Genomic DNA, 8,322 nt, shown 5'->3' on the forward strand with positions numbered 1-8,322 from the left:
CATCCGTCCTGCCCGCCGGCCTGCCGGTGGTGCTCGCCCCGCTCGGCCTGCTCGCCGCCTGGCGCCGTCCACGTCCGGCGCGGGACGAGCGGTGATCGGGGCGCCGACGCTGCTGGTGGCGACGGCGGTGCTGGGCGTCGGGACGTATGCCTGCCGGGCCGCGGGGCCGCTGCTGCGCAGCCGGGTCACCCTGCCGGACGCGGTCGAGCGGCTCACCACCCGGGCGGCGACGGTGCTGCTCGCCGCGGTCACGGCCACCGGCACCCTGATCGTCGACCACCGCTTCGCCGGGTACGCCCGGCTGGCCGGCGTCGTCCTCGGCGGCCTGCTCGCCTGGCGGCGCGTCCCGTTCCTGCTGGTCGTGGTCGCCGCGGCCGTCACCACCGCCCTGCTGCGCGCCCTCGGTGTCCGCTGACCACCCGGGCGGCATGACCGTCCGGGTACGCCGCCGGCTGGCACCTTCGACAGCTGATCCTGAGCGCGGGAGGCACAGGTCAGCGCGGTACGTTCGGCGTATGCCGACGATGAAGCGCGAGGGTGAGGTGTTCGTGCTGCATCTCGACCCCGATGACGAAAACCGGTTCCACCCCTACTGGATGGACGCCGTCGAGGCCGCCCTCGACGAGGCCGCCGCCGCCGAGGGCCCGCGGGCGCTCGTCACCGTGGGCAGCGGACGGTTCTGGTCGAACGGTCTGGCGCTGGACTGGCTGCTCAGCCACACCGACCAGGTCGGCCCGTACCTCGACCGGGTGCACCATCTGCTGGCCCGCACGCTGGCCTCGCCCGTCATCACCGTGGCCGCGCTCAACGGCCACGCCTTCGCGGCCGGGGCGATCTGGGCACTGGCCCACGACCTGCGGGTGATGCGCACCGACCGCGGCTACTTCTGCCTGCCCGAGGTCGACATCGACCTGCCGTTCACCCCCGGTATGTCCGCGCTGGTCCGCGCGCGCCTCACCCCGCCCACCGCGCACCTGGCGATGACCACCGGCCAGCGCTACGCTGGCTCGCAGGCGCTTGGCGCCGGCATCGTCGACGCCGTGGCCTCCGCCGACGGCCTGCTGCCCGCCGCCCTGGAGCTCGCCCGTCCCCTTGCGGCGAAGACCAAGCCAGCCCGCGCCCAGATCAAGGAAACCCTCTACGCCGAGACCCTCGCCGCTCTGCGCACCCCCACCCCCGGCGTCTGAGCACCTGACCCGTTTATGGAACGTGCCGGTTGTCTGCCCCCTGGGGCGGGCGCTGTTCGAGCTGTGGGGTTCGGCCTTCGTTTCGTCCCCACACGGGGAACGGCAACCGTGCCGCCGTCGTCGATCACGGTCGTGGCGCGGGTACGGGTCTGTCGCCGAGCGTCCCGGGTGTGACTTCGGACGATGAGGGACGCCTTGGGTGCCGGGATGGATACGTGGGGTCATGCGTGGCAGGGTGGTCGACGGGAGGAGCACTGTCAGCCGGGCTGGTGGGCGAGGACGGTGTCGCGCAGGATGCGGGCGGCGGCGGAGGTGGCGCCGGCGGGGGTGACGATCGCGGTGGGGTAGACGGGGGCGGGTGCCTCGAGCGGGATCAGGCGCAGGCTGTCGTGGTGGCGGTTGTCCAGGCTGGGGGGCAGGATGGCGACGCCCAGGCCGTGGGCGACCAGGTCGAGCAGGGTGTCGGTGTCGCCGACCTCGCAGGCCGGGCGGCGCCGCACGCCGAGCTCGGCGAACGCGGCGTCGACGAGGGTGCGGGCGCCCCATCCGGGCGGGTAGTCGACGAACAGCTCGCCGGCCGCGTCCGTCAGTGACACCGATGCCCGCTGTGCCCACGGATGCCCGCTGTGGCAGGCGAACACCATCGGTTCGGAGTCCAGCGGGGTGACCTCCAGCCCGGTGAGCGGCTCGGCGACACAGGCGAAGGCGATGTCGAGGCGGCCGCCGGCGACCCGGTCGAGCAGGACCACCGTGGGGGCCTGCACGATGCGCAGGTCGACCGAGGGATGGGCGGTGTGGAACGCGGCGAGCGCGTCGGTGACCCCGCGCCGGAAATTCTGCATGATCCCGATGGCGAGCGGGCCCCGCACCCCGCCGACCACCTCGGCGACCGCGGTCCGCGCCGTCTGCGCGGCGGCCAGCACCCGGCGGGCCTCGGTCAGCAGCACCTCGCCTTCGCGGGTCAGGCGGACCGCCCGGGTGCTGCGGACGAACAGCTTCGCGCCGAGCTCCCTCTCCAGCGCACCGACGGACGAGGACAGAGCCGACTGGACGATGTTCACCCGTCGCGCGGCCCGGGTGAAGTGCAGCTCCTCGGCGACCGCGAGGAAGTGCTCGAGCTGCCGCAACTCCACCATGCCGCCCCTCGCGCCGCTCACCCGTACCCACCGCCACCCGGGTGGGTGGGCGCTCACCATCGGAGTTGTCGATATCGGACTTGTCGATGCTGCCGACTTATCGATGCTGCCGATGAAACCAAGCTGATTGTTCTGTTGGACAGGTTACCCGGGTGGGGTCGACGCTGGGGCCGTGTCCAGGAAACGCATGACAGCCACCCCCACCGCAGCGGCGACGGCGACGGCAGCGACCGTGGCGCCAGCCATAACCGCGACAAACGCGACAGACACGACAACCGCGACAACCACGACCACGGCCACGACAGGGCGGCTCGGCCGGGGGCTGGTCGGGCTGCTGGCGGTGAGCACGGGGCTCAGCGCCGCGGCGATGTACTACGCCCAACCTCTGCTCGACGACATCCACGCGTCGCTGGGAATGTCCACCGGGGCCGCGGGGCTGCTGGTGACCGTCACCCAGGGCGGGTATCTGGTGGCACTGTTCCTGCTGGTGCCGGTCGGCGATCTGGTCGCCCGGCGCCGGCTCATCCCGCTGCTCACCGCCGGCCAGGTCGCGGCCCTGGTCGTGCTCGCCACGGCCACCTCGCCGGCGCAGCTGTTCGCCGCCGGCACCGCGGTCGGCGTGCTGAGTGTCACCGCGCAGGTCGGGGTGGCCTTTGCCGCGAGCCTGGCCGGGGACGCCGAACGCGGCAGGGTGGTCGGCACGGTGATGAGCGGGCTGCTGCTGGGCATTCTGCTGGCCCGTACGGCCGCCGGGTGGCTGGCCAATCTCGGTGACTGGCGCACCCCGTACTGGGTGGCCGCCGGCGTGCAGCTGGTGCTGTGCGTGGTGCTCGCCGTCCGGTTGCCGGCCGAACCGCCCCGGCCGGCGTCGACCCCGCGCTACGGCGAGGCGGTCGCCTCGGTGGCGCGGCTGCTGCGCGACGAGCCGGTACTGCGCCGCCGGGCGATCTACGGGGCGGCGGCGTTCGGCGGGTTCAGTGCGCTGTGGACGCCGCTGTCGTTCCTGCTCGGCGGGGCGCCGTACCGTTACTCAACGGGTGTGGTGGGCCTGTTCGGCCTGCTGGGCCTCATCGGGGTGCTGGCCGCCAGCGGCGCCGGCCGGGCCGCCGACCGTGGCCGCACGGGTCTGGTCACGGTCGGTTCGACCGTCCTGCTGCTGGTGTCCTGGTTGCCGCTCGCGCTCGGCGACCGGCACCTGGTCGGGCTGATCGTCGGCATTCTGGTGCTGGACCTGGCGGTGCAGGCGCTGCACATCACCAACCAGAGCGAGATCTACCGGCTGCGTCCCGAGGCCCGCAGCCGGCTGACCGCCGCCTACATGGTCACCTACTTCGCCGGCGGACTGCTCGGCTCCCTGGCCGCCGACGCCGCCTACAGCCATGGCGGCTGGCGCGCCGTCAGCCTCACCGGTGCCGCGTTCGGACTGCTCGCCGTCACCGTGGCGGCGTGGGAGCGGCTGGGCCCGGCCGCTCGGCGGCGACGAGCTGGCTCGCGTCCGCGGTGACCGCGAACGCGGCGTCGACGGGATGGCCGTACCGGCGCGAGATCGAGGCGATGGTCTCTGCGGTGACCCGCCAGCCGAGCCCGCGCAGCACCCCGGCGGCGTCGCGGTCGTCCTCGTCGTACACGAGCGTGCGCATGTCGACGCCCCAGCGTTGCCGGGCGCCGTCGAGCTCCTCGTCGCTGACGGCCGAAAGGATCTTGCGGGCCTCCTCGACGGCGATCCGACTGCCCGGGGCGGAGTGTGCGTCGATGCCGGCCAGCAGCCGTAGTTCGGCCTGCGCCGGCAGGTAGGGGGTGAGCCCCTCGACCAGCCACAGCGTGGGCGTGTCCGGGTCGAAGCCGGTGGCCAGCAGGGACGTGGCCCAGTCTCGACGAAGGTCCACCGGCACCAGCCGGTGCGTACAGCCGGCCGTCGCCCCCTGCGCCCGCAGGACGGCCAGCTTGAACGACAGCACCCGTGGCTGGTCGATCTCGTACACCGTGCTGCCCGCCGGCCACGGCAGACGGAACGCTCGGGTGTCGAGCCCGGCGGCGAGGATGACCGTCTGGCGGATGCCGTCCGCCACCGCCCGGGCGACGACGGCGTCCAGGAACTTCGTCCGAATGCCCAGGTAGCGGTGGGTGAGGATCCAGGTGTCCGGCAGTGCGTTCGCGGTCACCTCCTCGGGCGTGGTCGGCATGGGTTCGTGCAGGTCGGCGGCCTGCACGAACGCCGCTGCCCACGGATCGTCACACATCGCGTCCGGTTGGTGGCGTTCGACCGCCCGGGCGGCGGCCACGGCCAGGGCCGTGATGCCCACCCCCGTGGTGATGTCCCAGTCGTCGATCCCGTCGTCCCCGCCGATGTTCGGGTGGGTGATCTCCGGGGGGTCCGTCTGTCGACGGGGTGCTGACTGCCGCACGTTCGCCATGGCCGACCTCCAGGGGTGTGCTCGCGTCGTCACTGAAGGTAGCTCTCGGCGGGATAGTCCGCCAGACGAGGCCGGGTCAGGGCAGAGCGGCCGGGTCAGGGCAGAAAGGACTCGACGGCGTCGGCTGCCACCTCGACGCCGCCGGACGAGCGGACCGCGGTACGCAGCAGGGCCAGGCGTTCGGCGATGACGGACGAGGAGACGAGATCCTCCACCGCCGCGCGCAGCAGTGCCGGGGTGAGCTGGTCCGCGGCGAGCTGACGGCTGATCCCGAGGGCGTCGAGGATCGCGGCGTTGCCGAACTGTTCGGCGGCCAGCGGGATCGTCACCGCCGGCACGCCGAACCACAGCGTCTCGACGCACCCACCCATGCCGGCATGGGTGACGAACGCGGACGCCTCGGCGAGCACGTCCAGCTGCGGCACCTCCCGGTACGCCTCGACGTTGGCGGGCAGCGGCCCGAGCCCGGCCGGGTCGAGGCGTTTCCCGACGGCCATCACGACCTGCCAGTCAGTGTCGGCGAACGCCGCGGCCGCGACCCGGTAGACGTCCGGGCGGTCGTTGAACACGGTGCCCAGCGACACCAGCAGCGTGCGCCGGGTACCCGGCGGTGGCGTCCAGGTCCGGGCGGCGAGCCGGGCCGGGTCCAGGCAGGGGCCGACGAAGTGCACGTCGGGTCGCATGCGATCGGCGTGCGGCTGCAACAGCCGGGGGATCAGCGCGATCGTCGGTCTGGGAGAAGCCATCCACAGCCACGGGTCGGCGTCGACGCCGTTGTCGGCGAGCCAGGCGCCGTACGCGCCGTAGTAGGTCAGGCCGTCTGCGGACAGGTGGGTGGCGGCGAGGGCGGCGGCGTTGTCCTGCTCGAAACCCTCCCAGGGCACCCAGGTCGGTGCCAGCTGCACCACCGGCACCCCGAGGCGTTCGCCGACCATGGGTCCCGCCATCGCCGCGACGTCGTAGAGCACCAGGTCGGGACGGTCGCCGTCGAGGTGTTTGACGATCGGGTCGGTGGTGGAGATCGCCTCGTTGAGGAACAGCCGGGTGGGCAGCTCGACAACGGGATTGTCGGGCCAGTCGCCGTCGTCGGCCGGCAGGGTGGACGGGTAGGTGATCGGCGCGGCGCCGCTGCCGGCGACCAGGCCGGCGAGCCGGTCACCGATGGCGTAGCTGACCCGGTGGCCGCGCCGGACGAGTTCGGCGACAACGCCCAGGGACGGCAGGACATGACTCGGTGTGGTGCAGCCGATCATCGCGATATGACGGCCGGCGGCGGGACGGGAAAGGGGCATGGTCACCTGTCAGAAGAACGAAAAGGACGGCGAAAGAGGACCGCGTCCGGCCGGGTGACCGGACGCGGTCCGGGTCAGTGCTCGCGGTCGAGGCGGCCCAGCCAGCGGTCGACGGCGTCGGCGGTGGACGAGGCGAACTCGTTCATCATCGACTGGTGGTCGCCCGGCACCTCGACGGTCTCGTGGGTGAGGTCCCACTCCGGTCCGGCCGGCTCGCGGGGTTCCTCCCGATCCAGCTCCTCCTGCGTGGGTTCGGGCATCCGTTCGGCAGCGCGCACCAGCACGATCGGTGTGACGGCCGGCGCGGGCTTCCACTGCTCGAACAGGTCCAGGTAGCCGCCCTGCGCGGTGACCTGCGACTCGGTCATCAGCGCGAAGCCCTGTTCGTTGATGGCGATGCCGCGGATCTCGTCGTCGACGTCGCCCCGGCGGATCTTCTCGTCGGGGAACCAGGTGTCCAGCAGGACCACCGCGGCGGGCTGCCCGCCGCACGCCTCGATCCGGCTGGCGACCGCATGGGCGAGCCAGCCGCCGGAGGAGTAGCCGGCCAGGGCCACCGGGCGGTCGCCGAGCTCGCGGGTGACGGTGTCGGCCAGCACCTCGACGGCGAGTTCCCAGGTGGCGGGCATCAGGTCGCCGTCACCGAAGCCGGGCAGGCTCAGGCCGAAGATGTCGCGCCGCCCGCGCAGGTACAGGGCGAGCCGGGCGAAGTTGTGCGGCCCCGCGGGTGCCACCATCGCCGGCACCCCGACCACCGCGATGGCCCCGGGCCCGGACGCGAGCTGGATCGGCGTGGTCCGTCCGTTGAACTGGTCGGCCTGCTCGTAGACGTCGCGCAGCCGTCCGGCGGCCCGCAGCAGCTCGAAGCCCCGGACGAACCGGCCGTTGCTGCAGGCCTGCCGGTACAGCTCGCGCACCCCGCCGCCGGCGGCGTCGGAACGCACCTGCGGCAGCAGCCCGCCGGCACCGAACCCCGCACCGACCTGCGCCGCCAGCAGTCCCCCCGCACCTGCGGTCAGGCCACCGCCGGCCAGAGCACCGGCGGTCGAGGCGTTGCCGTCCGCGACCCGGCCGTCCGGGGCAGGGATGCCACCGAGCACCGCGGCCAGGTCGGGCGGCAGGTCGATCCGGGCGGGGAAGGCCAGCCCGGCTGGCAGCGGCCCGTCCGACGGCGCCGGCGGACCGACCGGCGCGGGGAGTCCCGCGGCCGGCCCCGACGCGGCTGTCGGCGCTGTCGCTGTCGTCGGCGTAGGCGTCGGCGTAGGCGTCGGCGTCGGCGCGGTGGGGAGCAGGTGGTCGAGGTGGGCGGCAAGTTCGGTGACGGTCGGATGCTCGAAGACGACCGGGGGACTGAGCTTCAGGCCGGTCGCCGTGGCAAGACGGCGGCTGAGCTGCACCGACGCGAGCGAGTCGAAGCCGAGTTCGAGGAAACGCCGGGAGGTGTCGAGCTCGTCCGGATCGTCATGGCCGAGCACGGCCGCGGCCTGCCTGCGGACCAGCTCGGCGAGCGCGGTGGCGCGCTGCGCCGCGGCGAGTCGGGTGTAGTCGACGATCGGCGTCGGCGTGCCACCGCCTCCGGCCGCATCCCCCGCGTTCTCGTCGGCCCACTCGGCCTCGGTCGTCCCCACCCCGCCGATGGACGCGTCGCCCTGGGCGGCGAGAACGGCCGCGAGCTCGGTGAACAGACGACGTGGACGGGCCACCGACAGCACCGGCAGGAACACGTCCCAGTCGACGTCGGCGACCGTGAGGGTCGTCATCCCGGCGCGGACGGCGTCGTGCAGCGCCGTGAGGGCGCCGTCGGGGGGGAGCGGACGCAGCCCGAGCCGCGGCAGGTAGTCGCGCAGCTCCGGTTGCGCCCCGATGCCCTCGCCGGACCACGGTCCGAACGCGATCGCCGTGGTCGGCTGGCCGTGGGCGGCGCGGCGGGCGGCGAGCGCGTCCAGGTAGGCGTTGGCGGCACTGTAGGCGCCCTGGTTGCTGCTGCCCCATACCGCCGACACCGACGACACCAGCACCAGGGTCGGCCCCGGCCCGGACGTCGGCCCCGGCCCGGACGTCGCCGCGGGGAAGACGGCATCCAGGGTGGCGGCGCCGGTGGCCTTGGCCGCGACCACGGCGGCGAACTCGGCCAGGTCCACCTCGCCGAGCGGGGCGTGACGGCCGCTGATGCCGGCGGCGTGCACGATCGCGGTGACCGGGGTGCCGTCGGCGGCGAGCCCGTCGAGCAGCGCGGACAGCGCCGCGGCGTCGCCGGTGTCGCAGGCCGCGAAGGTCACGGTGGCACCGAGGT

At 73.6% G+C, this 8,322-nt stretch carries 7 protein-coding genes; 3 read left to right on the top strand and 4 right to left on the bottom strand.

Annotated features, from left to right (window positions below; translation table 11 throughout):
• Positions 1 to 91: 91 nt before the first annotated feature.
• A complete protein-coding gene (locus ND747_RS18655) occupies positions 92 to 415 on the top strand; it encodes an AzlD domain-containing protein (RefSeq protein ID WP_251734980.1) in 324 nt (107 codons plus the stop codon).
• Positions 416 to 515: 100 nt separating this feature from the next.
• Entirely contained in the window at positions 516 to 1,187 is a 672-nt protein-coding gene (locus tag ND747_RS18660; RefSeq protein ID WP_251734982.1) for an enoyl-CoA hydratase-related protein, read from the top strand.
• Positions 1,188 to 1,444: 257 nt separating this feature from the next.
• Here ND747_RS18660 and ND747_RS18665 read toward each other — a convergent pair whose 3' ends face one another.
• On the bottom strand, positions 1,445 to 2,344 hold the full coding sequence (locus ND747_RS18665) for a LysR family transcriptional regulator (protein WP_251734983.1): 900 nt from the start codon (positions 2,342 to 2,344) through the stop codon (positions 1,445 to 1,447).
• Between the two features lie 319 nt (positions 2,345 to 2,663).
• Here ND747_RS18665 and ND747_RS18670 point away from each other — a divergent pair, with 319 nt between their 5' ends.
• Positions 2,664 to 3,827 carry an MFS transporter gene (locus ND747_RS18670; protein WP_251734985.1) on the top strand — a complete coding sequence of 388 codons (1,164 nt, stop codon included), beginning with the start codon at positions 2,664 to 2,666 and terminating at the stop codon, positions 3,825 to 3,827.
• Here the strand turns inward: ND747_RS18670 and ND747_RS18675 are convergent.
• The 3 genes from ND747_RS18675 to ND747_RS18685 all read right to left on the bottom strand — a co-directional run.
• On the bottom strand, positions 3,757 to 4,737 hold the full coding sequence (locus tag ND747_RS18675) for an SAM-dependent methyltransferase (RefSeq protein WP_251734986.1): 981 nt from the start codon (positions 4,735 to 4,737) through the stop codon (positions 3,757 to 3,759). The genes ND747_RS18670 and ND747_RS18675 overlap by 71 nt on opposite strands.
• 95 nt (positions 4,738 to 4,832) lie before the next feature.
• Positions 4,833 to 6,029 carry a macrolide family glycosyltransferase gene (locus ND747_RS18680; protein WP_251734988.1) on the bottom strand — a complete coding sequence of 399 codons (1,197 nt, stop codon included), beginning with the start codon at positions 6,027 to 6,029 and terminating at the stop codon, positions 4,833 to 4,835.
• A gap of 74 nt (positions 6,030 to 6,103) precedes the next feature.
• A partial coding sequence (locus ND747_RS18685) for an alpha/beta fold hydrolase (RefSeq protein ID WP_251734990.1) occupies positions 6,104 to 8,322 on the bottom strand: 2,219 nt, incomplete at its 5' end.

The organism is Frankia sp. R82, assembly GCF_023716925.1.
Classification (GTDB): Bacteria; Actinomycetota; Actinomycetes; order Frankiales; family Frankiaceae; genus Frankia.

Coding starts and splice junctions, on each gene's coding strand:
- ND747_RS18660 (WP_251734982.1), top strand. CDS start 516: ATGCCGACGATGAAGCGCGAGGGTGAGGTGTTCGTGCTGCATCTCGAC.
- ND747_RS18675 (WP_251734986.1), bottom strand. CDS start 4,737: ATGGCGAACGTGCGGCAGTCAGCACCCCGTCGACAGACGGACCCCCCG.
- ND747_RS18680 (WP_251734988.1), bottom strand. CDS start 6,029: ATGCCCCTTTCCCGTCCCGCCGCCGGCCGTCATATCGCGATGATCGGC.